We start from the raw sequence: 22,889 nt of genomic DNA, 5'->3' as shown, positions 1-22,889 counted from the left end.
CGTCGTTTGGAGAGTTCGTCTACAGCTCACGGGGCGAGGGGATGGCGATCATCCCCAGCGCGGCGATTTCGGTGAGTGCCCGACCAGACAGATCTCGGACTTCCGCCCATCCGGGATCGGTGGCGAGCCCTTCGGGGGTCCATTTGTCGGCGTTGGGCTGACCACTCATCTCTGCCAAACGGTCGTCGATGCGACGTAACAGCTCATGAAAGGCCGGGGACAGCTCGTCGACGCTGTGCGGCACCCACCCGTTCGCCCAGTCGAAATCGAGCGCCAATTCGTCCTCGCTCCACCCGTGCCGGTCAAGCCACGCGACCTGTTCGTCAGCGGAGGCGGCCAGCATCACCAGCGTCTCCGCCAGTCGTAACACCGAGGTCGGTACGTCAGGCGTCGGCTTCACGACCATTGGTTGACGCCCCTGACAGGTCGGTCTGGGCACTCCGTACAGACGAAGAGATACATCGACCCAGCATCGCCGATCATGATGCCGGCGGGGCCCATCTGCTCCAGATCAAAGTCCGAACTCAGGAGATGGCGCTCCTCGATCGGGACCCACCTCGTCGCGGATCCAGGATCGTGCTCCCAACTGGCGATCGTCAGCAAGTGCCGCATCTCGTGACCCTGGCCGCACGTCACGACCTCGGAAGACTGGACCCAGTCGACCCACCCGCCGACCTTCGTTCCCGGAGCGACCGACAGGTGATATTGGTAACTCCACTTTTCCGGGTCGTCCAGAGACGACTCCCATTCATCGAGTTTCCCGAACAGTTCCGCTGTCATCTCCTCCGAAGCCGGAAACTCCTTGACCCGCTCAGGCGAGAGCACACAGGGCCTCGGAATGTATCCCTTCTCATAGGCTGCGGGTTCGGGCACCTCGGTGATGACGTCCTCGATGAGCTTCGAATCACGCCAGCTCACATGCACCACCGGCCGATAGTCGGATTCGTGGACGAACGGGCACCACAACACCTGGCACACATCAGCACCCGCCGGGAACGGCAGTTCAGGCACATGCCGAGCGTAGATCTGGAGAATCGGCACCATCGCTATCGGCTGCGAGCCCGAGAGGTCCTCGTGGTCGGCGGACTCGCAAAACGGCCAGGGCTCGTCGACGGGCCAGAGCAACGGTCCGCCCATGGAACTGTCCGTGACAGAAGGTGTGCCGCGGCGCGGGTGCAGGCGGACAGTGGTTTTGCTTTGGCCGGCCAGTTCCGGAAAGAGTGCCGCCACATCCACCGGTGGCGGCGGTGTCGTTAGCCCCATACCTTGTCACTCCGATCGCAGGCAACGTTGGGACGGCACACCATAAGGCAGCTTGAGGCGCCCTAGTCACCTGCGCTCTGGCCGTCCGAAGCCCCTCCGAGGGGAATGTCCAGCTCTCGAACTCGCCTTCCGTCTTCGTCCCGGCGGTAGACGCTCAGGGACGACGCCCTGCCGATCAGCGGCAGGTTCATCCCCGCCGCCTCACTGAAGCCGACTCGCAATGCGGCCTGGTCGGCATGGCGCCCGACGGTCATGTGAGGAAGGAAAAGCGACGGCTGCCGCACACCGCGAAGCACCTGGCGGTAGATGGACTCGTGCAGCCACCGCACCTGCTCTCGACCCACGCCGACCAGCAGGAACCAAACCGTCGGAGTCGAGAGCTCGATCGCGATCCGCCAGCCGGGACACCGGCCCAGGCCACTCGAACGGAAACGCGACGGTGATGTGGGCCGGCACGGCGGCGGCGAGAGGATCCCACCTATCGCGGAATCGCTCGACCCCTGCCGTGTTCATCTCGGGGAAGATGGCGATGACACGCGTGGTCACGGCGGCGATACTCCCGTCCCAAGGGCACGTCCTACTCGTCCGGTTCCCAGGCCAGGAGCAGGTCGAACAGGCGTCGGCCGCCGTCGAGCTCCAGCGAGTCCACCTGAATCCGGCCGTACAGAGCGAGGACCAGCTCACCGGCCGTGCCCCGGGCGGAGGCGTCAGCCGCGGTGCCCGGCGCGGAGAGACGGGTGATCCGTGCGCCTTCGGCGGAGAGGGAGAGGCGCCAGGAGCGGCCCTCGGTGGCGTGGTAGTCGACGGCGGCGGGCTCGTGCGGCCAGGGGGCCGTCCCGGCGACGCAGGTGGACAGGAATTCGTCGACACCGTCGAGCGCCACCTCGTCCGGTAGCGGTTGCGGGGCGCCCACGGTGACCTGGGCGTCGTAGGTGTGCAGGGCGATCTCCTGGAGCTGGTGCCGGGCGACGGCACCGCAAGTCTGCGGCGACTGCGACGTGCCCCACCACGTCCAGCAACCGCGATCCGGGCCGGCCTCCCGTAGTGCGTCCAATAGCTCCTGCGTCGATGCGGCCGACCAGGCCAGCAGGGCCTCGCGCTCCCGAGGCGGGGCGCCCTTCCACACGGATTTGGTTGTGGCGGCGGGTCCGGCGGCGATGGTCGCGGCCCAGGAGCGGCGCCCCTCGCCCAGGTGCCGCACCAAATCGAACAGCGTCCACTCGGGGCAGGTCGGCACCGGCATGTCGAGGCCGGGCGCGACGGCGACCGCGGCGCGGAAGGCGGCCGATCGTTCGCCGATCAGCCTCAGCAGATCCGGGAACTCCAGAGTGTTCTCCACTCCGGCTGTCTATCACCGCGCTCCGGCATCCGTGTCGTATCGAACGTGCCAGAACGCCGATCAGCGCTGAGTCGCACCCCCGCGCTCTTGGGCAAGGCCTCGCTTCGCTCGTTAAGAGCTTCTTTTTGTTACGGCTTCGCCTGCTCTCCGGCCAACCGACTTCGCTGGTCACTGCGGCCGACAACGCCGTATCTGACCCCGGCTGGGAGTCACCAGCAGCGAAGGTCCCAACCATGGCCGTCGTGGCCGTTGTCCTGAATCTCGACGATGATCCGCCGACGACCACCGTCGTCCGACGGGGAAGGCTGTGGCTGAGACAGTGTCCATACGTAGATCTCAAACGGCCCCTCTCCCTCGACCGGTTCGATCTTCGCCGCCTGGTAGTACTCGAGCGTCTCCTCCGCCGACATGAATGTATGCAGGTCGAAACGGACCCGATAGCCACACGAGTCCTTGGAATTCCGGCCGGGCGCCACCACGCCCTGCGCCTCGTAATCGCCGAAGTCGGTCCCCTGCGGGAGGGGATGGCTCATAACCCGGTCCGCGAAACCGGCGAGCAGATGATTGTGGAACCATGCCGGCGCCATGAGAACCGCGTAGACCAGCAGAATCGCCGTGAGCACCTTCACCGCACGGCGAGCCCACCGCCGTTGGCTACTCGATAAAGAGCGATGGGGCTGCAGTTCCTCTGGTGAAGCAGTTGACACGGCCACCATCCTCCTGCAGACGCGATCACCGGCCCTCTATCTTTTCACCTCACAGACGGCCTGTATTCCGCAGGGATTGGTCGCCTGCCGAATTCACGTGCGGCAAGACGAGAGAATGACAGAAAGCGCGAGGCCCACCATCCTGAGCCCCGGTAGCCAGGCCGTTGCACATCCGGATTGTCTGAAGGGGGGCCGGAACTGAGTGGAGACGCCAGACGAAAGCGGCTCGGCCAATGTCGGCGACTGGATAGCCGCCTATCAGCTCAACCAAATCCAGGCCCAACACCCTGAACGGGGTGAGGGCCGGCGGGTGTTCGCCCACATGGCCTTCTTCGCCCTGGACGGCGCGGAGAAGGCCGGATATCCCAAGCGGCACGCGGACGCCGTCCGGTTCCACCTCCGCGGCCTGCTGATCAATGAGCTGCCACCCGACGGAGATCCCCTGTGGGATCCCGACGCACTCGGCGCGGACGTACTGGCCGCTCTGCCGTTGTCCCTGCAGCAGGCCCAGACCTGGACTGCAGACTGGACCGCCCGGCCCCGGATCGAGATCCTGGCTCTGCGCACCTGCAAGAACCTGCTCGAACCGATGAGGACGATCGCCGACCGGGTGACCGCCGAACCGCTGAGAACGCAGCTTGACCAATGGCTCGAGCTTCAGCCGCGTCTCCCCTGACCGTCGGTCGCGAGACAACCTGTTCACATCACGTCCTCGCTTCCAAGGCCCCGCCAATGCCGTTGATGCCGGTCCTGACCGATGACCGCGTTTTGCCGGATTGGCAACACGGCTTGGGCTCTGACCTGGCCTGACTCTAAGGTCGGGGACGATCAACGAGTGGAGGGGCGATGCACCGGATCCTGGATGTGGGCGCAGGACGGATTCACGTGGTGGAGCAGGGCAGCGGTCCGCTGGTGCTGCTCGTCCACGGGTTTCCCGAGTCGTGGTACTCGTGGCGGCTGCAGCTTCCCGTGCTGGCGGCGGCCGGGTATCGGGCCGTTGCGATCGATGTGCGGGGGTATGGGCGTTCGTCCAAGCCGGACGACCCGGCCGCCTACCGGATGCTCGATCTGATCGCTGACAACGTGGCGGTGGTGCGGGCGCTCGGGGAGAGCTCCGCTGTGGTCGTCGGGCACGACTGGGGGGCGTCGATCGCGGCGCACTCAGCGCTCGTCGAGCCTGACGTGTTCCGGGCGGTCGCGATGTTGAGCGTTCCCTACACTCCGCCTGGCGGGCCTCGTCCCAGCGAGGTGTTCGCCCGGATGGGCGGTGAGGAGGAGTTCTACATCTCCTACTTCCAGCAGCCGGGGCGGGCCGAGGCCGAGATCGAGCCCGATGTGCGCGGCTGGCTGGGCGGGATCTACAGCGCCCTGTCGTCCGACACGATGGTGGACGGCCCCGACCCTCACTTCGTCGCCCTCGGCGGCACAATGCGGGAGCGGTTCCCCTCCGGGGTGCTGCCGTCGTGGATGTCACCCGACGACCTCGACTTCTACGCGGCCGAGTTCGAGCGGACGGGCTTTACCCATGCGCTCAATCGCTATCGCAACATGGATCGCGACTGGGAGGACCTGGCTCCTTACGCCGGATCCCCGATCAAGCAGCCGTCGCTCTTCATCGGCGGCACCCGGGACGCCTCCACGATGTGGCTGTCCGATGCCATCGAGGCCTATCCCCGGACGCTCCCGAACCTCACCGCGAGCCATCTTCTGGACTGTGGTCATTGGATCCAGCAGGAACGTCCCGACGAGGTCAACCGTCTGCTCCTGGAGTTCCTCGATGGTTTCGCCGGGCGACCTCGGCCGGTGTGAGTCCGGTGTCCGTGACCGCGTCGGCCTCGGCTCCGGCGGCGATCAGCAGGCGGGCCGAGCCCTCGTAGCCGTCGGCCGCAGCGAAGTGCAGAGGGGTCCATCCCGCCGCATCGCGGGCGTTGGCGTCCGCGCCCAGCTCGAGGAGGATGGGGAGCATCTCGGGGAGGTCCCGGCCTGCCACGAGGTTGTGCAAGAGCGACGGGACGGCCAAAGTGGCGCCGGATTCGACCAGTAAGCGCAGGACATCCGCGTGGCGGTAGGAGACGGCGAGTTCGACCAAGGTGGTTCCATCCTCGTCCACGGCGTCGGGATCGGCGCCGGTCGCGAGCATGGTGCGGACCGTCGGCAGGTCGCCGTCGAAGACGGCCCAGGCCAGCGACTCGTCGATCATCCGGAGACCAGTCCGGTTCGGTACGCCAGCACGACCGCCTGCACCCGGTCGCGCAGGTCAAGCTTGGTCAGGATCCGGGACACGTACGTCTTCACCGTCTCCGGGGTGATGAACAGTGCCGCCGCGATCTCCGCGTTCGACAACCCTGCCGCGATCTGCCGCAGCACCTCCAACTCCCGGGGCGTCAGCACGTCCACCACCTTGTTCTCCACCGCTGGGCGGAGGCGTTCGGCGTAGTGACCGATGAGGGTGCGGGTGACCGCGGGCGCCAGCAGGGATTCGCCAGCCGCGATCGTTCGCACGCCGTTGATCAGTTCGGCGGGGTGCGCGTCTTTCAGCAGGAAACCGCTGGCCCCTGCCCGCAGCGCCTCGTAGACGTATTCGTCCACGTTGAAAGTGGTGACGACGAGGATCTTCGCGGGGTTCACGGCGCCCGGACCCGCCAGTTGCCGGGTGGCTTCGATGCCGTCCAGGACCGGCATGCGGATGTCCATCACGATCACGTCCGGGTTCAGGCGGCGGGCGGTCTCCACCGCCGTGCGGCCGTCGGGGGCCTCGCCGACGACCTCCATGTCCGGTTGGGCGTCGAAGATGGTGACGTATCCGGCGCGGACCAGCGCCTGGTCTTCGCACACCAGTACTCGGATCATGCGTCGCTCCTGGAGGGGATCTGCGCGCGGACGCTGAACCCTCCTTCGGGTCTCGCGCCGGCGATCAGCTCACCATTGAGCATGCGGACGCGCTCCCGCAACCCGGACAGGCCCCGGCCGCCCGACCCAACGGCCGAGGTGGTGGGCGGGCCTTCGGTGGTCACCTCGATCTCGATGTGGGTGGCGCCGTGGCGGACCAGTACCGACGTCGGGTGGCCGGTCGCGTATTTGAGGGCGTTGGTCAGGGACTCCTGGACGACCCGGTAGACGGCCAGTTCCACGTCTACGCTCTGGGGCGGCGCGCTGCCCTCTTCGGTCCATTCGATGGGCTGGCCCGACAACCTGGCCTGTTCCACCAGGTCGCTCACCTTTCCCAACGCGGGTGTACGTTCGGCGGCCGACTCCCCGGTCGCTTCCAGGACGCCCAGCAAGGCGCGGAGCTCGGTCAGCGCCCGGCGGCCGGTGCCGCTGATCGCCGTCAATGATTCGCCCGCTCGGTCGGGGGCGCCGGTCAGGAGGTACTGCGCGGCGTCGGCCTGGACGACCATCGCGGTCACGTGGTGGGTGACGACGTCGTGGAGTTCGCGGGCGATCCTGTTGCGTTCGGCGGTGACGGCGATCTCGGCCGACAGGCGGCGGCGTTCGGCCTCGTCGGCCCGCCGGCGGCGGACGGCTGCTCCCGTTACCCACGCCGCTGCCAGGGCCAGAAAGAACGCCAGGTAGTCGGGGATCTGCTGGGGGGAGCCCAATACGTACAGGGTGATCGCCAGAGCGGCGTAGGCCGCGATCGCGGTGATCTGGGTGGTGCGGCGGCCGCGGATCTGGTGGGCGCCCGCCGCGTAGAGGGCCAGGTAGATGCCCACGGTGGCGAACGTCGGCGGGTAGGCCAGCGTCTGGTGGAGGGCGAACGCGGTGGCGACGATCGCCAGGCAGGTGGCGGGCCATCTGGTGCGGACGGCCAGCGGGAGGGTCATGGCCAGGGTCACTGCCACGCCTAAGATCTCCGGTGGACGTTCGGGCAGGTCGCCCAGTTCGGCGCCGATGCCCGACACGGTGGGGACGAACGCGAGCAGCGTGAGGATCGCCGCCAAGAGTGCGTCCCTTTTGGCTGACATCCGACGAGCCTAACCACGCTTGGCGCGGGTCAGCATCGCCACCGCGATCAGCACGCTCACGATGACCGGGATGACCGACGCCTCCAGGCCGAACGCGCCACCCGTGAGCCATTCGGCGCCGGAGAGGTGCGTGGTCAGCACTCCCTCGGACGTGTGGCCGGAGACGGGGATGCCCAGCAGCGCCTCGGTGGCGTTCCAGGCGAAGTGGAGGCCGATCACGAACCAGAGGTTGCGGCGCCACAGGAACGCGGCGCCCAGCAGGACGCCCGCTTCGACGGCGATGGCCAGGGAGCTCCACAGGGTGGCGCCGGGGTTGGCCAGGTGCAGGCCGCCGAACAGCAAAGCGGTGATGGCGACCGCGATCCGGCCGCCGAACCACCCCTCAAGGGCCTGTAACAGCAGGCCGCGGAAGAGCAACTCCTCGGTGACGGCCGCGCCGATCGAGATCGCGACCAGCGGCAGCACCGCCGACAGTCCCTGTGACCAGGTGAACGAATAGCCGCCGAGGATCGTGATCAGCAGGACCGAGACGAGGACGAACCCCAGGCCGACCGCCCCGCCCTTGGCCGCCTCCCGGAGGGCGCCCTCTCTGGCCAGTTCGGGCAGGGGGCGGCGGGCGACGTAGCGCATGACCGTCCAGTAGACGGCCAGTGCGGCGACCGCCGCGACGACGGCGAGAAAGGCTCCGCCGGAGGCCAGCGCGGAGACCGCGCCGACGGCGAGCAAGCCGACCGGGAGCCAGACGAAAGTCGATTTCATGAGGGGAACGCTACGAACGCGGGCACGGGCCACGGATCCCCGGCTGGCGAACACTTGGGGTAGCTCTCACGGGGGATGCGGGGCGTCGCGGGCCGCGATGGCCAGGGCGATGAAGGCGCGGAACCGGGTGAACTCGGACTCGTCCATCTTCAGGCTGACGCCGCCCACGACCTGGTCTTCGCCGCGCCTGGCCCCGATGCGGACCTTGAAGCCGTCGCGGTGCGGCTGGACGTCCACCCCGAGGAACGCCACGTGGTAGCGGTTGCTCTCGGACAGGCCCCGGTGGAAGATCTCCAGGGTCCGGCCGTCTTGGACCAGGATGTGCTCGCCGAGGTGGAACTCCGCCGCCATGGCCCCACTGTCCCATACGGTCGTCTCCCTACTTTCCGGCGGCGTTGACGCCTTCGGGGTTGCCGGGGGCGTAGACGGTGATGCCGTCGGGCAAGGCGTTGATCTTGTCGATCTCGACGCAGGCGGGGCAGGCCTCGTAGCCCTTCTGGCGGATGCGGTTGGCGTCGGCCTCGGCCTCGGCGCCGGTCACCAGGGCCCGGCCGTCGATCTTGGCCTGTTCGGCCCTCCCCTCTGCGTCGATCTTGGCCTGTTCGGCCTTGGCCTCCGACTGGCGGAGGTTGGCCTGGGCGCCCTGGGCGCTGGTGATGCTCTGCTGGACCTCGGCCGGGAGGGTGACCCTGACCAGGTTGAAACGGAATCCCGTCAGGTAGGGGCCGCCGAGCATGGCCTGGATCTCGCGTTCCAGGCTGGAGTTGACGCCCGACTGCACCCGGGCCAGGTTCGCCAGGCCGGCGCTCGGCTCGGGGAGGTCGGCGCCGTTGAGGTAGGCGCAGGTGGGCACGAGTTCCTCGCAGCGCATCGCGCCGATCTGCACGCGCAGCGTGTTGTAGATGACCGGGCGGACCGCCTGGCTGAAGAAGGCGCTCCAGCCTTCGTCGCCGTCCCAGGCGTAGAGCATCTCGTCGTCGTCACCGATGTAGGTGCGGGTGCCGTAGCGGTCGTCGAAGGCTTTGAGGGTCTCGTGGTCGAGGTTGAGGGTGAAGTAGAACGTGCCCTCCACCCCCACGTTGACGCCGTCGCCGCTGGGCATGACGACCTCGTCCACGCCGAGAGTGGTGGCCCGTTTGGGGTCCGAGGTGATCGTGTAGATGCGCTGCTGGGCCGGGTAGGCGTGCGTGGAGGACAGGAAACCGGTCCAGGTGGGTCCGGTCGCCGGGTCGAGGACCTGGCGGATCCCGCTCTCGTCGAGCGGGCCGCCGTCGCGGACGACGGTGATGACGCCCGCGTCCGTGGAGCTGAACCCGGTCGTGTACGTGATCAGCGTGAGCCCGATCAGGGCGACCACTAAGACACCGATCAAGGATTTGGCCATGTGTTCAATGTAAGTATTGTTGAACAATTTAAAAAGAGTCTAATGCGGGAACATCCTCGGCGGGCGAGAAGTGATCTCTCTGCGGAAGCCCTCGATGATCGAGATGACGTGGCGCATGAGGACGGTGCCTTCGAGACGGTCGAGATAGAGCGAGCGGCGGGCGAGGGCTCCGGCGTCGACGGCGAAGTACATGGCCATCAGGGGGTTGATGAACAGTTCGCTGCCCCTGGTGCGCGTCGTGAAATGGGCGTTGCCGAACCGGCCGTCGAGGGCCGCCGCGATGGAGCCGTTGACGATGCTCGGGTGGTCGGGGGTGTCGGCCTGAGCCTGGGCGACGGCGTCCAGATAGAGCTGCGCCGCCCTGCTCTCGCGGGGCACCGAGAAGGCGCCCAGATAGCCGCCCTCGCGGTCCAGCGCCGCCAGGTTCTCCAGCACCTGCACGTGGTTGACCCCGTGATAGGAGTCGACGCCGAACCCGAGGCAGACGACGAGCTTCTCCGCCACGTCGAGCCCGTGGACGGCGGCCAGGCTGGCCATGTCCTCTTCGGGGGTGCCGAGGCCCGCCTCGTCGCCGCGCAGCAGGATGTCGGTTCCGCCGTCGACCAGGACGATGGCGTCGACGGCCAGACGGTCGGCCAGTGCGCGGTACGCCGCGCGCAGGGGGTCGACGCCGACCTTGGGGAAGGCGTACACGACGGAAGGAAGGTCGTGAGCCTGGAGCCAGCGGGCGAGTGAGCGTTCGGGGAAATAGGTGTCGCGGGCGACGGTCTCCGGGCGAATCTCGGCGAGATCCTCGGCGAGCCATACGTCGAGGTCGAGGCCGTGTAATCGGCTGAACGACAAATTCGCCAGGTGGACCTCTTTCCCCGCCTCCCACAACTCGACAGCGAGGGGAAGTCCGGCGAATATGTCGAACCCTCCGCCGGCTCCGGCTATCAGAATCCGTCGCGCCCGCTTGAGCCGGGTGAACAGCGGGGGTTCCTGCAGCGAGAACACCTCCGGGAACCTACCAGCCCTCTCATGACTCTCGAACTCCAGGAAACGCGGGCGCGGATTTCCCTAAACCGAGTTGCTCGGTGGGGAATGCCGGGGATGACCCCGCAGTTAATGGTTGCCATGACAACTGTTGGATTCATCGGCAGCGGGCACATCGGTGGCACGGTCGCCCGTCTCGCCGTCGCGGCCGGTTACGACGTGGTGCTGAGCAACTCGCGTGGCCCGGAGACCCTGAAGAAACTGGTCGACGAGCTCGGGCCGAAGGCCAGTGCGGCGACCGCCGCCGAGGCGGCCGCGGCGGGCGACCTGGTGGTCGTCAGCATTCCGCTGGGCAGGTATCGCGAGGTTCCGGTCGAGCCGCTCGCTGGCAAGACGGTCCTCGACACCAACAACTACTACACCGAGCGCGACGGGGTCATCGCCGAGCTCGACGCCGCCTCGACCACGTCGAGCGAGCTGCTGCAGGAGCACTTGACGACGTCCAAGGTCGTCAAGGTCTTCAACAACATCTACTTCGCGCACCTGCTGGCCCTCCCGCGGGCCACCGGCGCCGAGGACCGCAGCGCCCTGGCGATCGCGGGCGACGACGCCGGTGCGAAGGCGGAGGCGACCGCCTTCCTCGACCGCATCGGCTACGACGCGGTCGACGCCGGATCGCTCGCGGACGGGTGGCGCTACCAGCCGGGCACCCCCGCCTACGGCGGTCTCTACGCGGGCGAGACCGCGAACTTCTGGGAGTCACCGGGCGTGCCCAGCGACGCCGCGGCCCTCAAGGAGAAGCTGGACGCCGCCCAGCGTTGATCAGCCGATCAGCCGCTTGCGCCAGTCGAGCGGGGTGATCGTGATGGCCTGCCCGGGGTCGCCGTTCCACACCACGGGCAGGCCCGCCTCCTCCAGCACCTTGACGACCTCACGGCCGACGGCCGCCGTGGTCTCCGGCGAGCCGTCGAATCCGCCGTACATGAGCGACAGCCCGTGCCCGTCGGCGGCGGCCTCGGTGCCCTGGGAGTGGAAGTAGACGAAGCCTCGTGCGCCGGGGCCGCCCTCGTCGCCGATCTCGCTGTTTCCGCAGGTACGGCAGCAGGTGAAGTCCTCCCTGGCCGTGATGCCCGACGTGTCGAGTTCTTCGAAGGCGCGGGAGATGCGGTCGGGGTCCGTCTCCCCGCTCCAGGCGGCCTGTTCCTGGACGCGTTCGACCCACAGACGGTCGGCGAGCTGCCGGGCCTGGTCCGCCGAGACCAGCTTTCGACCGCCGGAGACGAAGTACTCCTCGGTGCGCTCCGCGAGTTCCTGCCGCGTGACGTAACCGCAGACCAGCCATTCACGGACGCGCTCTTCGAGCCGGTTCCGCTTCTCGTCGTCGAGGTCGAGCGGAGGGACGGGGTCGGTGGCGAATTCCACCCGTGACCAGGTGATTCCGTCGTTCCAGCCGTCGTCGGCCCGCGCCCAGCCGATCATCGCCGCGATGACCTGGTCGGGGGCGTCGAGGCTCGCTTCGAAGCGGAGGCCGGGGGTGCCGTCGCGATACTCCAGCGTGTACGTTTCGCCCGTCGCGTGGGCCACCTGGATGAAGACGGCGGGCAGATCGGGGACGCGCTGGACGACGAGCCACTGATCGCTCGCGTCACCGAGCCGGCGGACCAGATCGGCCAGGTCGGTCTCGGTCGGCCGCAGGTGCCGCTGCCCGTTCTGGGTCGTCACGATGATCGCCGGCATGAGGGTTACTGTGCCAGAAGAATTTCCGGCGCTGGGCGGCGATCCGGAAGGCCCAGAAGGTCGAGGCCGTCGCGGATCGCGCGCGCCTCCTGGTCGAGCAGGCTCCGCTCCCTCGTGCCCCAGTCGGCCTCGACGCGAAAGCCGTCGCCCTCGAACCTGGGGAAGACGTGCAGGTGGAAGTGGAAGACCTCCTGGAAGGCGGCTGCTCCGTCGGCGAGGAAGACGTTCACGCCCTCGCACCGCAGGCGGGAGCGGCGCAGCGCCCGGCCCATGCGGTGGCCGATCCGCCAGATGTGGGTGCTTGTCTCCTCGTCGAGGTCTTCCAGCCCGACCGCGTGGACGCGCGGGATCACCAGGAGGTGGCCGGGGGTCACGGGCCCGATGTCCATGATCACCATGACGCGGTCGTCGGCGTAGGGGATGCTCGCCTCGACCTCGCCGCGCACGATCGCGCAGAACACGCAGGTCATCGCATGAACTCCCGGGCGCCGCGCAGCCTGGTCTTGAGGTGCCCCTGGGTCAGGGCGCAGTCGAGGCGCACGTCGCGCGGCCCGGTGAAACCGACGTCGGCGCACAGGCCGGGCGTCAGCCGGGACGCGTCCAGGCCGTCGCGCTCGGCGATGAGGGCGCCCAGTTCGTAGCGGCTGACGGCGTCGGCCCCGGCCACGTGGTGGATGCCCGAGCGGTCAGAGTTGGCGAGTTCGAGCAGGGCGGCCGCGAGGTCGCGTACATGAACAGGACAGCGCACGGCGTCGGTGAACAGGATGCCGGGAGCGCCTCCGGCCAGCGCGTGGACCAGGCGTTCGTGCGGTGAGCCGCCGTCGCCGACGATCAGTGAGGTCCTGGCGATCACGGCGGCGGGGTCGATGGCCCGCACGGCCGTCTCGGCCGCCGCCTTGGCCGCGCCGTAGGCGTAGACCGGATCGGGGACGCCGGTCTCGTCGTAGGTGATCGCCGCGCCGGAGAAGACGGCGTCGCTGGAGACGTGGACCAATCGCCGGCCGGTCGCCGCGACGGCCACGTGGGCGGCGCCGTCGGCCGTGGTCTCCCAGTCGGACTGGCGGTAGGCGGCGTTGACGACCACGTCGGGGGCCGTCGCGGCGATCACACCGGACACGGCCGCGCGGTCGCGCAGGTCGAGGAGGTGCCAGTCGGCCAGGTCGGCCGGGCCCGGCCCGGTCAGGTAGGTCGCGGCCACGGAGTGGCCGTCGGCCGCGGCCTGCCGCACGAGTTCGGCGCCCAGGAAGCCGCTGCCGCCGACGACCAGGATTCTCATGGCTGCGACCGTAGTGGATCTCTCAGTCCGTCGCGCAGGATCGCCAGCGCCCGGCGCGGGTCGCCGCTCCCCCGGCGGATGCCCAGGATCACGCCGCCCAGCAGGGCCATCACCTCGCCCGCGCCGACGTCGCGGCGCAGGCCGCCGTGCTCCTGGGCGCGGGCGAGCAGCAGGGCGATCGCGTCGCGCAGGTCCGCGCTCCGCGCGGCCATCTGGCTCTGTACGTCGACATTCGCGCCGGTCAGGGCATCGATGATCTCCCCTTTGGCCTCGGCGTCCGCGACGACCCGTTCGAGGGTGGTGAACAGGGCTTCGGCCGGGTCGGGGTCGGTCAGCGCCTCGCGGGCCCGCTCGACCAGGCGGTGGAGGTGATCGAGGATGATCGCCTCGTACAGCGACTTCTTGGTGGGGAAATGCCGGTAGAGGGTGCCGGGGCCGAGGTGGGCGCGGCGGGCGATCTCGTCCAGGGGAACGGAGAGACCGTCGGCGGCGAAGGCCTCTCTGGCCACCTCCAGGATCCGGTCCCGGTTCCTGCGGGCGTCGGATCTCATGGGGCCTCCCTGAAAACGGGGCGATGTCTCCGTTTACGATACCGGCATGACCCGATCAGCGTTCCTCGCGCTCGACTACGTCACGTACATCGTCGAGAACTTCAGCCATGATCCCGCCGTCGTCGAGCACGCCTCCGCCGCGCTCGACTCGGCCAGGGCGGAGGGGCTGCCCGTCTTCCACGTCGTCCCCGAGCCCATGCGCGAGCAGATCCATCCGACGCTGGCGCCGCGCGAGGGCGAGACGGTACTAGGGAAGACCTCGATGTCGGCGTTCGCCACCACCGACCTGCACTCACGGCTCCAGGAGGCCGGGGTCGGCCGGATCGTCATCGGCGGCGTCGCGACCTCGGGCACGGTGCTGTCGACCACGCGCTGGGCCCGCGACATCGGCTACGAGGTCGCCGTCTGCGCCGACGCGTGTGCCGATCCCGATGCGGGCGCCCACGCCGCGCTGGTCGACACGTCGGTGTTCCCCGAGAGCTGGATCGGGCTCTGGCGGCTGGCTCGTATGGTGCGATCAGGGGAACCGCTGATCTGAGAGGGGCGACATGCCTGACCAGCACGCCAAGGGCCTGACGTTCGCGAAGCTGCACGAGACGGGCACGTTCGTCCTGCCGAACCCCTGGGACGCCGGCACCGCCCGCCTGCTCGCCGGCCTCGGCTACGCCGCCCTCGGCACCACCAGCGGCGGCCTCGCGTTCACCTTGGGCCGCCGCGACGGCGCGGGCCTGATCCGCCGCGACGAGACCCTGCGCAACATCAGCGCCATCGCGACCGCCACCGACCTGCCGGTGTCGGCCGACCTGGAGAACGGCTTCGGCGACGTGGCCGAGACGATCCGCCTGGCCGCCGAAGCGGGCGCGGTCGGCGGCTCGATCGAGGACGCCACCGGCGATCCCGACCGCCCCGTCTTCGACTTCGACGCGGCAGTCGAGCGGGTGGCCGCAGCCGCGGCCGCCGCGCGGGCGCTGCCGGTGCCGTTCACGTTCACCGCCCGCGCCGAGAACTTCCTGTACGGCCGCCCCGACCTCGACGACACCATCCGCCGCCTGTGCGCCTTCGAAGAGGCGGGAGCCGATGTCCTGTACGCCCCCGGCCTGCCGAGCGCCGAAGCGATCCGGGAGGTGTGCGCGGCGGTGTCGAAGCCGGTGAACGTGCTGGTCACGGGCCCGGTGCTCGGCATGTCGGTGGCCGACCTCGCGGAACTGGGAGTGCGGCGGGTGAGCCTGGGCTCGGCCCTGTCCCGCGCCGCGCTGACGGCGACCCTGTCCGCCGCCCGGGAGATCGCCGACACGGGGACCTTCGGCTCGCTGCGCGACTCGGTCACGTACGCCGAGGCCAACGACCTTCAGGGCTGAAAACGCGTTGCACGACCACGTCCGGGCGGAGAAGGGTCGGGGAGATGCATGCCAACCAGCTGACGGTGTCGCCCACGACGGTGCGCGCGTTGGTCGACGAGCAGTTTCCCCAGTGGCGTGGCCTGGCCGTCACGAGCGTCGCCTCACATGGGACGGTCAACGCCATCTTCCGTATCGGCGACCGGTTCACGGCCCGTTTCCCGCTCCAGCCGCCCGACGGGGTGACGGCCACGCGACGGTGGCTGGAGGCCGAGGCGGATGCGGCGCGGGAGCTACACGGGCGCATCCGGTTCCCCTCGCCCGAGCCGATCGCGATCGGGGCGCCGGGGGCCGGATATCCGGTGCCGTGGTCGGTGCAGACGTGGGTGCCGGGGGTCGTGGCGGTCGACGACCATCCCGGGGAGTCGGCCGGGTTCGCGCACGACCTGGCCGAGCTCATCACCGACCTGCGCGCGATCGACACCCGGGGACGGACGTTCTCCGGGAGTGGCCGGGGCGGGGAGATCCACGTACACGACGAATGGATCGAGACCTGTCTGCGGCACAGCGAGGCGCTGCTCGACGTGCCGAGGCTGCGCAAGATGTGGGCGGAGTTCCGGGTGCTGCCGCGCGCATCCGGCGATGTCATGACGCACGGCGATCTCCTGCACGGGAACGTGCTGGTGAAGGGCGGGCGGCTCGCGGGGGTGCTCGACGTCGGCGGGTTCGGGGCGGCCGATCCGGCGCTCGATCTGCTGAGCGCCTGGAACCTGCTGGAGACGGGGCCGCGTGAGGTGTTCCGGTCGCTGCTCCGGCCGGACGACCTCGAATGGGAGCGGGGCCGGGCGTGGGCGTTCGTCCAGGCGATGGGGTGCGTCTGGTATTACGTCGACACCAATCCCGTCATGAGTGAAATGGGCCGGCGCTGCCTGGAGCGCATCATGAGCGACACATAGTTTTGCAGCGTCTCGGGCTGCCGAATCTCGCCAGGTAGTGCCAGACCTTCTTGAGCGCCTGCGCATCATGACCGGCCGCCATTCCGAGGATGTGCGGATTCAGCCACCCGTCGACGGCGATCTCGGCGGCCAGGTCGACGTATTCCTTGCCGCGATAGTCCTCGTGGTGCCGCAAACAGTCGATGGTCACCCGGAAACCGGGATGCCATTCGATCGGGCAGGGAAGACTCCGCGCGGCGGCTTCCACGTCCGTTCCGCGATGGCTGGGATCCAGGACCAGCGCCTCCACATCTCGATCGAGCCTGACCGGGCCGTGGACGTGGGCCTCGATGTAGTCGTCCAGGACATCTCGATCGTCTGCTTCGGCCAGGTCGATGAGGGCCATGCGGGAGGCGACGCCGAAATGCGTCGGCTCGAAATGGCTGTCGGGATAGCAGAAGGTCGTGCGGGCGAGGACCTCGTCGTTCAGACGGAAATGGGCCGAGCCGAACCGGGGGGCCGCGCCGGCGATTCTCCGGCGGAAATTCAGCGCGCCATAGACGGGGCGTTCGTCGGCGGGGGCGTGGTCGTAGGCGCCGCCGAAGATGCGGCTTTCCCAGTTCCACCGGTCGCCGCCCGGGTGGGCGGTCAGGCCGCCGTTGCTCGTGCCGGTGACGAACTGCGAGTGGTAGCGGCCGGTGTCCGCGAGGGCGCGCAGCACCGGCGGTTGCGGATGGAAGTTCAGCGTCACGGGTGATCGGGGGGCCAGCGGGCCACCTGACGACAGGGCGGTCACGTGGCGGAGAGCCCGCCCCCCGATCGGTGACGTCACGAGATGGTCAGGCTTCCGTTGGCGTTGCGGGCGCAGGTCACGACCGTCCGGGTGGCGGCGGTGAGGGCGCCGGTGAGGCACTGGCCGAGGACCGTGTGGCCGGCCGCGTTGGGGTGCCACGACTCCTGGCAGGTCTGGAAGTAGGTCACGCACGTGTTCGCGAACCGCTGGATGGCGATCTTGTCGCGGCCCGACAGCGACGTGATGTGGTTGCCCGAGGGGCCGTCCATCACCCTCACCGGAGTGGCGAGCGCGTTCCCCGGGCTGCCCGGGTTCTCACACAGGCGGGCGCCGTCGAAGGCCTTCTGCACGTCGAGAACGCGCAGGTCGGCGGTGGGTCGCTCGGCGGCTATGGTCGTGTACGCGTTCTTCACCAGATTCCCCAGGTTGGCCGAGAACACGTGGCCGGGGGCGAGGCTCGCGCGGTGGATCGGGCATCCGGCCGCGTAACGCTCGGCGCCGAGTTCGCGGAACTTGTCGCGGGTGTCGGTGCGGTTGTCCTCGTCGCGGTACTGCGTGGCCACGTCCAGGGGCAGGGGGTTCGTGTACGTCTGGAGCACGACCTGGTGCTGCCCGTCGGCGTCCACTTGGGCGAGGGTGTCGAGGATCTGGCGGAGGGCGGCGACCGTCTCGGCCGTTCCCGTGGCCACTTCGGCGTCGGAGGCGAGGTCGGACACCGTACACGGCTCCTGCGGGACGTCTCCACCGAGGTAGGCCCAGAACTCCCACCAGCCGGTCCAGGCGTCGGCGATGAACCGGTTCGCGCACAGCGTCGCGACGTCGCCGAAGGTGAACTGGCTGTTGTTGGACCCCAGCCCGATGAGCACGACGTCGATGTCGTGGGTCTGCGCGACGGTGCGGAGCTGGTCGAGCTGCGACTTCACGGTGCGTCCGTTGGGCCGGGCGCTGGAGGCGTTGGCGACGTCGGTCGGCTGCCCGCCGGAGCAGGCCAGGTTGAACCGGTCTTGGATGCCCGGGAGCGACGCCTTGAACAGCGAGGCGTTGGCCGACCGGTGGCAGAAGTAGGCGTTGTTGTTCGGCGCCGACCAGCCGGGGAACCCCTGCGCGGTGCCGTTGGAGTCGACGACCGGCTGATAGCTGCCGGCCCCCTCTCCGCTGATGAAGCTGTCGCCGAGCGCGACGGCCGCCGTCGGCAGCGCGGCCTGCGCCGTGCCGCTGTGGGCGAGGGGAAGTCCTGCGGCGGCTAAGAGGAGTGCGGTGGTGATCGCTGCCCGGCGAATTGAGCGCATGCGGAATTTCCTATCATACTGGCAGGTAATGGAGGGTATCCCGATGACAACACGACCCGGTCACCCAGTCAAGATCCCATTAAGACCGCCTCACTTAAGAGACCGCGTTTCTGTGCGATCGTCAAGCGTTGCTGTAACGTGCCGGGATGGATGCGATCGCCCTGCTCGACTGGCTGCTGGAGTGTGACGTCAACGCGCTTCTCCGGGTGGACGCGGGACGCGGCGGAGTACGTCCGTGGACTTTCGCCGCGAACGGCGACGAATGGTCTTTCCGGGTGGACGCGTTCTCAGCGGACGAATGCCTGGAAAAGGCCCTCAAGGCCCTCGCCGACCATGGGCTGGTACCGCCCGATTCTCTGACATATTGACCGGGTGGACGACTATTTCAGCGCCGCCACCGACGACGAGGCGATAGCGGTCATCGGCCGGCCGTCCGGGGTCTCGCCGAACGACCGCGTCGAGCTCAAGATGATCGACCCGCACGTGATGATGGGCAGCCTGGAATCGCTGCTCACCGGCGTGCCCTACGAGGAGATCTCCGCCCGCCCCCGCCACGCCAGGTTGCTCAGGCTCCACGACGACGAGAGCGAGGCGGTCGTCACCATCAGCGACGAGTTCACGTCGGCCCTCGCCGCCGCCACCGACGACGAGCTCCGCGCCGTCGCGGGGCCGTGGTCCGAGACGGAGGAGTTCTGGGGCCACGCCGACCCGGCGGAACTCACCGGGATCCTCATGGAGCTGCGAGATCTGGCCGTGCGGACCCTCGAAGGCGGTCGCCGGCTGTACTGCTGGATGCTGATCCCATGAACTTGCAGATCGACCCGGATCGGAAGGTCACCGCCGACACGTGTGACTGTTGCGGCACGGACTCCGACCGGGTGACCGGCTTCATCAACAACGACGACAGCGCTTACGCGATCTACTTCGCCAACTGCTACCACCACGACGGCGTCCACGAAGCCTGGATCGACGTCATCCTCGACGACGCCTGGGACCGCGAGGACATCGTGAACCAGCCGAGCCCCAACCGCGTCACCTTCGGCTGCCGCGTCGGCCCGATCGAGGGCCACCCCGCCCCCATGTGCAGCCTGGTGGCCGCCGCTTCCGTCCGCGCGGACGAACCGCTCTACGGGCGCAAACTGGACCGCGAGGCGGCCCTCGGGCACCCGTGGCTCGCCGACTACTGGCAGACCGTCGACCACATCCTGGAGAACGACGCGACCATCCACCGGCACCTCTACGGTCCGCCCGCGAGCTGAGGTTCGTGATTGGCTGACGTGGGTGAGGACTCAGCGCATCGCTTGGGGTGAGCTTCCCGCTTCGGTCGTCCAGGATGTCGAGACGCGGCTCGGTTCCGCGGTGGTCTCCTTCGAGGAGCGGCAGGGCGGGTTCTCGTTCGGGGTGCTCGGGGTGGCCACGCTCGCCGATGGTGGGCGGGTGTTCGTCAAGGCCGTCCGGGATGATGCCGGGAACGCCGCCGACTACCGGACCGAGGCGCTGGTCGCGGCCGTGCTGCCCCGCTCTGTTCCGACGCCGCGGTTGCTGTTCGCGGTCGAGGCGGGTGGGTGGTTTCTGCTCTGTTTCGAGGTCGCGCCGGGCGCGTTGGCGAGGGAGCCCTGGCAGCTGGACGAGTTGGCCGCCGCGCTCGACATGCTCGACACATGCGCCCGGGAGTTGACTCCGTCGCCGGTCCACGGCCTGCCGACGCTGGGTGAGCGGCTGGCCGGACGGTGCGAGACCTGGCGGGGGCTCGAACGTGACGGGGTCTGGGGGCTCGTCGAGAGCATCGGCGCGTGGGAGCGGGGGCATCTGTCGCGGCTGGCCGCCGTCGAGGGGGTGTGGAGTGAGGTCGTCGTCGGGGACTCGCTGGTGCATTTCGACCCGCGCTTCGACAACATCCTCGTCGACCCCGCCACCGGCACGGCGCGGATCGTCGACTGGGGGCGCGCCTGCCTCGGGCCCGCGTGGACCGACCGGGTCTGTCTGCTCCTTCAGTCCGACCTCGGTGGCCTTGACCCCGAGCCGCTTCTCGGAAGCGTCGCCGACGCCGATCAGGTCGATGCGTTTCTCGTCGCGCTGGCCAGTTATTGGACGCACACGGCCGCGCTGCCCGGGCTGGAGCATGCTCCACACCTGCGTCAACGGCGTGAGCAGGGGCGCCGGGCCACGATCGGGTGGCTGGAAAACCGGTGGGCAGGGCGGTAGAGCGTCTCGTAGCCTCCAGGCCAGACCTGAAAAGGGGTGGTATGCGGCTTTCCGAGCAGGCGTGGCCGGTGCTGGTCAGCAAGGTGCGCCTCGGGCGTGACGAATATCGGGTGGTCAGGCCCGCGCGGCCGGTCGAGGGCGCGTTGCTCTACCGGGACGGGTTCGGCGTGCAGTTCGATGTCGGCAGGCGGGCCGCCACGGCGTTCGCGATGGCGTGGGCGCTGGCCGGACGCTCCCCGCACAGCCTGGTCCACCTTCCGCTGCGCACAGCCTCGCCGAGCGAGGGCGTGCGACCGCTGGATCTCGTGCTCTTGCATCACCGGCTGGGGTTCCCGATCTCCCGGTGGAAAGAGGTGCGCGCCCGGCTGGGGGCCGGAGCCCGGCACAGCGTGACGCTGCCGCCGCGCGCGTTCCGGCGGACCCTGGACCTCTCCCGGCCCTACGACGCGTGCCGTGACCACCTGCGGTGGGGCGTCGCCGCCGACACGCTCTTCCTGACCGGGAGCCATGCGGCGTTCGAGATGGAGATCGACGTGGTCCGGGCGCTGGCCGAGGAGAGCCCGGCGCGCATCGCGGCCAGTCGGAAGGACCACTGCTGCGCCGAGATCGGCATGGGCCGACATTGGCTGGACCGCCGGAGTCCGGCGGCGGAACTCCACGTCGAGTACTCCCGATGACCGCGTCCCTGTACGACCAGGCGTCCCGCCTGCACACACTGACGCCCGACGGGCCTCTCTCCGAACAGCACCACGAGCCCGTGCGGCCCCGATCCGGTGGCCCCGATCCGGTCGCCCTGCTGAAAACGTTCTTCGCCGATCCCGGCCGCTCGGTCCAGGCGCTGCACGACGCTCTCCAGTCGTGCTCGGGGGCCGCCGAGCTACCGGGGATCCTGCCGGATCAGGCCCGTGAGACGGGTGTCTGGCTGGTCCGCCGCGGCATCGGCTCCCTCCCGGTGGAGACCGGCCTCCGGCTGCTGATGGGCCGTGCCCTCCCGGAGGACGTTCCGCTGGTCAGGACCATCGGCCTGCTCGACCGGTTCGGGTCACTGGCGGTGGACGTGCTGGCGGGGATCCCCGGCGCGGCGGGCGCCCTGACCTGGCTGGCCGATCGATCGAGGTGGCCAGTGCGAGAGAAGGTCGTCGAGTCGCTGTGCCGGATCGGTGATCCGGACACCTTCCCCTGGCTGCTGCGGGCGGACCCCGGCAAGCACGCCCTGCGGATCGCCGAGACCGTGTCACTGGCCGACCTGCTGGAGAGCGGCGCGGCGGTCACCGTCGAGGCGGGCCGGATCCTTCAGGCGCTCGTGTCCACGCAGGACTACACCGTCCGGCTGCACGAATACGCCGACGCCTGCCGCGCCGTCGCCGGGTTCGCGGTCCGGGCGGAGACGGCCGAGCCGGAGCTCGACCTGCTGGCCTCGGTCATCACGATGGCCCATGACCTGCGCGCCGGGCACGCCGCCTGCCTGCCCTGGCCGCCCGGCGAGCGCGCGGTCGTGCTCGACCGGCTGGAGCGGCTGCTCGTCTCCCCTCGTTGGGCACCCGTCGTGGCGGAGGCGGCGGGGTCACCCGACCAGATGACCCGGTGGCGGGCGGAGTGGGCGGCCAGGGCCGGTCGTCCGCTTCCGGTCGGCGACGGACCTCTCGCCGTCCACGCCGTCGCGCCCGACCCCGCTTCGGGCGAGTACGTCAGCACCCGGGTGCTGGTGGACGGCCGGCCCGTGGTGGCGGAGGCGTTCCGCGTGGGCGGGTCGTTCGGGCCGGAGGCACTGGCCCGGGTTCTGGCGGCGACGGAGGAACCACGGGAGACGACGCTGGCCTCGGCGTGGTGCGCCGAAGAGTGCTGCGGCGCCCTTCGCGTCACGATCGTCCGGGAGGGCGACACCGTGGTCTGGCGCGACTGGCTCGCCTCGGGGAAGGCCGTGCTGGAGACCTTTCGCTTCCCGGCGGCCCACTACGACGAGACGGTCGCCCGCGCCGACCGCGACCGGAGCTGGGAGTGGCCCGCCCAGAGCGTGGCCCGCGAGCTCGACCGGCTCCTGGAGGAGGATCCCGGCCTGCTCGGCGCCTGGCAGTGCGTGTCCGACGGCGCGTTCGCGCGTGCCGACGCCTACGACGAGGTCACCGTGTACTTCTGGTCTCCGGGCCGCCCCGGTGACCTCCCGGAGGGCGAACCGTCGCTCCAGTTCGAATGGGTCATCGCCGTCGACGGCACCGACGACCTCGCCGTGGTGGTGGAACTGCTGCGCGAGGTGGACCCCAGGACCGACGCCGAGGTCGTGGGCGGCTCAGGCCCTGGATGAAAACATCCCCGCCGCTGGACGAACCAGCGACGGGGATGCGCCGACCGCCGGGCCTCGGTGACGGGACCCGAC

29 protein-coding genes are annotated in these 22,889 nt (G+C 69.3%); 12 read left to right on the top strand and 17 right to left on the bottom strand.

What is annotated here, in order from left to right; translation table 11 throughout:
- Positions 1-19: 19 nt before the first annotated feature.
- The 4 genes from ACYQ78_RS30180 to ACYQ78_RS30165 form a co-directional block, all read right to left on the bottom strand.
- A complete protein-coding gene (locus tag ACYQ78_RS30180) occupies positions 20-406 on the bottom strand; it encodes a hypothetical protein (protein WP_459804349.1) in 387 nt (128 codons plus the stop codon).
- The gene (locus ACYQ78_RS30175; RefSeq protein WP_459804348.1) at positions 397-1,263 is read right to left on the bottom strand and encodes a YwqG family protein; all 867 of its coding nucleotides are present in this window, start codon (positions 1,261-1,263) and stop codon (positions 397-399) included. Before ACYQ78_RS30175 ends, ACYQ78_RS30180 begins: the two co-directional genes overlap by 10 nt.
- Positions 1,264-1,840: 577 nt before the next feature.
- Positions 1,841-2,602, bottom strand: coding sequence for a maleylpyruvate isomerase family mycothiol-dependent enzyme (locus ACYQ78_RS30170; protein ID WP_459804347.1), 762 nt, complete (start codon positions 2,600-2,602; stop codon positions 1,841-1,843).
- Between the two features lie 209 nt (positions 2,603-2,811).
- Positions 2,812-3,231 (bottom strand): hypothetical protein, encoded by a 420-nt coding sequence (locus tag ACYQ78_RS30165; RefSeq protein ID WP_459804346.1) that lies wholly within the window; start codon positions 3,229-3,231, stop codon positions 2,812-2,814.
- Between the two features lie 280 nt (positions 3,232-3,511).
- Between ACYQ78_RS30165 and ACYQ78_RS30160 the strand changes: the two genes are divergently transcribed.
- Both ACYQ78_RS30160 and ACYQ78_RS30155 read left to right on the top strand, forming a co-directional pair.
- Positions 3,512-3,985: a hypothetical protein gene (locus ACYQ78_RS30160; RefSeq protein WP_459804345.1), complete on the top strand. Its 474-nt coding sequence runs from the start codon at positions 3,512-3,514 to the stop codon at positions 3,983-3,985.
- Positions 3,986-4,155: 170 nt separating this feature from the next.
- A complete protein-coding gene (locus ACYQ78_RS30155) occupies positions 4,156-5,118 on the top strand; it encodes an alpha/beta fold hydrolase (protein ID WP_459804344.1) in 963 nt (320 codons plus the stop codon).
- On the opposite strand, the gene ACYQ78_RS30150 is transcribed toward ACYQ78_RS30155, so the two are convergent.
- The 7 genes from ACYQ78_RS30150 to ACYQ78_RS30120 all read right to left on the bottom strand — a co-directional run bounded on the left by ACYQ78_RS30150 (position 5,060) and on the right by ACYQ78_RS30120 (position 10,413).
- Positions 5,060-5,509, bottom strand: a complete 450-nt coding sequence (locus tag ACYQ78_RS30150) for an ankyrin repeat domain-containing protein (RefSeq protein ID WP_459804343.1) — start codon at positions 5,507-5,509, stop codon at positions 5,060-5,062. The two genes, ACYQ78_RS30155 and ACYQ78_RS30150, sit on opposite strands and share 59 nt — an antisense overlap.
- Positions 5,506-6,159, bottom strand: coding sequence for a response regulator (locus tag ACYQ78_RS30145; protein ID WP_459804342.1), 654 nt, complete (start codon positions 6,157-6,159; stop codon positions 5,506-5,508). Before ACYQ78_RS30145 ends, ACYQ78_RS30150 begins: the two co-directional genes overlap by 4 nt.
- Positions 6,156-7,274 carry a sensor histidine kinase gene (locus ACYQ78_RS30140; protein WP_459804341.1) on the bottom strand — a complete coding sequence of 373 codons (1,119 nt, stop codon included), beginning with the start codon at positions 7,272-7,274 and terminating at the stop codon, positions 6,156-6,158. Before ACYQ78_RS30140 ends, ACYQ78_RS30145 begins: the two co-directional genes overlap by 4 nt.
- Before the next feature lie 9 nt (positions 7,275-7,283).
- Positions 7,284-8,033 (bottom strand): CPBP family intramembrane glutamic endopeptidase, encoded by a 750-nt coding sequence (locus tag ACYQ78_RS30135; protein ID WP_459804340.1) that lies wholly within the window; start codon positions 8,031-8,033, stop codon positions 7,284-7,286.
- A 66-nt stretch (positions 8,034-8,099) separates the two neighbouring features.
- Positions 8,100-8,384, bottom strand: a complete 285-nt coding sequence (locus ACYQ78_RS30130) for a hypothetical protein (RefSeq protein ID WP_459804339.1) — start codon at positions 8,382-8,384, stop codon at positions 8,100-8,102.
- 28 nt (positions 8,385-8,412) lie between these two features.
- Positions 8,413-9,417 carry an SPFH domain-containing protein gene (locus ACYQ78_RS30125; RefSeq protein WP_459804338.1) on the bottom strand — a complete coding sequence of 335 codons (1,005 nt, stop codon included), beginning with the start codon at positions 9,415-9,417 and terminating at the stop codon, positions 8,413-8,415.
- 39 nt (positions 9,418-9,456) lie between these two features.
- On the bottom strand, positions 9,457-10,413 hold the full coding sequence (locus ACYQ78_RS30120; RefSeq protein WP_459804337.1) for a DUF1152 domain-containing protein: 957 nt from the start codon (positions 10,411-10,413) through the stop codon (positions 9,457-9,459).
- 24 nt (positions 10,414-10,437) lie between these two features.
- On the opposite strand from ACYQ78_RS30120, the gene ACYQ78_RS30115 reads away from it, so the two are divergent.
- A complete protein-coding gene (locus ACYQ78_RS30115; RefSeq protein WP_459804336.1) occupies positions 10,438-11,214 on the top strand; it encodes an NADPH-dependent F420 reductase in 777 nt (258 codons plus the stop codon).
- Here the strand turns inward: ACYQ78_RS30115 and ACYQ78_RS30110 are convergent, their stop codons facing one another.
- The 4 genes from ACYQ78_RS30110 to ACYQ78_RS30095 are packed head-to-tail and all read right to left on the bottom strand — an operon-like array spanning position 11,215 to position 13,956.
- A complete protein-coding gene (locus ACYQ78_RS30110) occupies positions 11,215-12,129 on the bottom strand; it encodes a DUF6891 domain-containing protein (protein WP_459804335.1) in 915 nt (304 codons plus the stop codon).
- Positions 12,130-12,134: 5 nt separating this feature from the next.
- Positions 12,135-12,599: an HIT family protein gene (locus ACYQ78_RS30105; RefSeq protein ID WP_459804334.1), complete on the bottom strand. Its 465-nt coding sequence runs from the start codon at positions 12,597-12,599 to the stop codon at positions 12,135-12,137.
- Positions 12,596-13,405: an SDR family oxidoreductase gene (locus ACYQ78_RS30100; RefSeq protein ID WP_459804333.1), complete on the bottom strand. Its 810-nt coding sequence runs from the start codon at positions 13,403-13,405 to the stop codon at positions 12,596-12,598. Before ACYQ78_RS30100 ends, ACYQ78_RS30105 begins: the two co-directional genes overlap by 4 nt.
- A complete protein-coding gene (locus ACYQ78_RS30095) occupies positions 13,402-13,956 on the bottom strand; it encodes a TetR/AcrR family transcriptional regulator (protein ID WP_459804332.1) in 555 nt (184 codons plus the stop codon). The genes ACYQ78_RS30100 and ACYQ78_RS30095 overlap by 4 nt, the downstream gene beginning before the upstream one ends.
- A 46-nt stretch (positions 13,957-14,002) precedes the next feature.
- On the opposite strand from ACYQ78_RS30095, the gene ACYQ78_RS30090 reads away from it, so the two are divergent.
- From ACYQ78_RS30090 to ACYQ78_RS30080, 3 genes are read left to right on the top strand one after another with little or no spacing between them, the layout of a single operon-like run.
- On the top strand, positions 14,003-14,494 hold the full coding sequence (locus ACYQ78_RS30090) for a cysteine hydrolase family protein (protein ID WP_459804331.1): 492 nt from the start codon (positions 14,003-14,005) through the stop codon (positions 14,492-14,494).
- A 10-nt stretch (positions 14,495-14,504) separates the two neighbouring features.
- Positions 14,505-15,314 carry an isocitrate lyase/PEP mutase family protein gene (locus ACYQ78_RS30085; protein WP_459804330.1) on the top strand — a complete coding sequence of 270 codons (810 nt, stop codon included), beginning with the start codon at positions 14,505-14,507 and terminating at the stop codon, positions 15,312-15,314.
- 44 nt (positions 15,315-15,358) lie between these two features.
- Entirely contained in the window at positions 15,359-16,249 is an 891-nt protein-coding gene (locus ACYQ78_RS30080; protein ID WP_459804329.1) for an aminoglycoside phosphotransferase family protein, read from the top strand.
- Here the strand turns inward: ACYQ78_RS30080 and ACYQ78_RS30075 are convergent.
- Both ACYQ78_RS30075 and ACYQ78_RS30070 read right to left on the bottom strand, forming a co-directional pair.
- Positions 16,233-17,060: a DUF3626 domain-containing protein gene (locus ACYQ78_RS30075; RefSeq protein ID WP_459804328.1), complete on the bottom strand. Its 828-nt coding sequence runs from the start codon at positions 17,058-17,060 to the stop codon at positions 16,233-16,235. The genes ACYQ78_RS30080 and ACYQ78_RS30075 overlap by 17 nt on opposite strands.
- Positions 17,057-18,310, bottom strand: a complete 1,254-nt coding sequence (locus tag ACYQ78_RS30070) for an SGNH/GDSL hydrolase family protein (protein ID WP_459804327.1) — start codon at positions 18,308-18,310, stop codon at positions 17,057-17,059. Before ACYQ78_RS30070 ends, ACYQ78_RS30075 begins: the two co-directional genes overlap by 4 nt.
- 146 nt (positions 18,311-18,456) lie before the next feature.
- Between ACYQ78_RS30070 and ACYQ78_RS30065 the strand changes: the two genes are divergently transcribed.
- Genes ACYQ78_RS30065 through ACYQ78_RS30040 form a run of 6 tightly spaced genes read left to right on the top strand, consistent with a single transcriptional unit; the run spans position 18,457 to position 22,817 of the window.
- A complete protein-coding gene (locus ACYQ78_RS30065; protein WP_459804326.1) occupies positions 18,457-18,678 on the top strand; it encodes a hypothetical protein in 222 nt (73 codons plus the stop codon).
- Positions 18,679-18,682: 4 nt separating this feature from the next.
- Entirely contained in the window at positions 18,683-19,117 is a 435-nt protein-coding gene (locus ACYQ78_RS30060) for a hypothetical protein (RefSeq protein WP_459804325.1), read from the top strand.
- On the top strand, positions 19,114-19,569 hold the full coding sequence (locus tag ACYQ78_RS30055; RefSeq protein WP_459804324.1) for a hypothetical protein: 456 nt from the start codon (positions 19,114-19,116) through the stop codon (positions 19,567-19,569). The genes ACYQ78_RS30060 and ACYQ78_RS30055 overlap by 4 nt, the downstream gene beginning before the upstream one ends.
- Before the next feature lie 22 nt (positions 19,570-19,591).
- Entirely contained in the window at positions 19,592-20,515 is a 924-nt protein-coding gene (locus ACYQ78_RS30050; protein ID WP_459804323.1) for a phosphotransferase, read from the top strand.
- A gap of 41 nt (positions 20,516-20,556) precedes the next feature.
- The gene (locus ACYQ78_RS30045; RefSeq protein ID WP_459804322.1) at positions 20,557-21,192 is read left to right on the top strand and encodes a hypothetical protein; all 636 of its coding nucleotides are present in this window, start codon (positions 20,557-20,559) and stop codon (positions 21,190-21,192) included.
- The gene (locus tag ACYQ78_RS30040) at positions 21,189-22,817 is read left to right on the top strand and encodes a hypothetical protein (RefSeq protein WP_459804321.1); all 1,629 of its coding nucleotides are present in this window, start codon (positions 21,189-21,191) and stop codon (positions 22,815-22,817) included. The genes ACYQ78_RS30045 and ACYQ78_RS30040 overlap by 4 nt, the downstream gene beginning before the upstream one ends.
- The last annotated feature ends 72 nt before the right edge of the window (positions 22,818-22,889 follow it).

The sequence above is a fragment of the Herbidospora sp. RD11066 genome (genome assembly GCF_054661255.1).
The sequence above is the reverse complement of the archived record's forward strand: the minus strand, read 5'-3'. Positions and strand labels throughout refer to the sequence as shown.